The following is a 425-nucleotide window of genomic DNA, read 5'->3' on the forward strand; positions in this document are numbered from 1 at the left end:
GTCGGTTGTGACGCCTGACCTGGACTCCCTCGCGACCGCACTCTACGTGAAGACCGACGACCTGCTGAAGCAATCGCCGCATCTGGCGCCGTGGCGGCCCACGGTCGGCATCACACCCCGGCTCACGGACGCCGAACTGGTCACCCTCGCGGTGATGCAGGCCCTGCTCGGCTTCACCTCCGAACGCCGCTGGATCCGCCACGCCACCACACACCTGCGGCACCTGTTCCCGTACCTGCCCGGCCAGTCCGGCTACAACAGGCGCCTGCGCAAAACCACCGACCTGATCGCCCACGTCAACCGCCTGCTCGCGACCGACACCTCCCTGTGGACCGACAGCGTGTGGGTCGTCGACTCCACACCGGTGGAGTGCGGGCGCTCACGCGAGACCGCCAAACGCTCCGACCTGGCCGGATGGGCCGAGT

Annotated in this window: 1 pseudogene; it reads left to right on the forward strand. The window is 68.7% G+C overall.

Going from position 1 to position 425, the window contains the following annotated elements:
• Window positions 1-7 precede the first annotated feature (7 nt).
• A pseudogene (locus OO57_RS38010) lies at window positions 8-425 on the forward strand (IS982 family transposase); the annotation flags it as partial.

This window comes from Kitasatospora phosalacinea (assembly GCF_000717185.1).
GTDB lineage: Bacteria > Actinomycetota > Actinomycetes > Streptomycetales > Streptomycetaceae > Kitasatospora > Kitasatospora phosalacinea_A.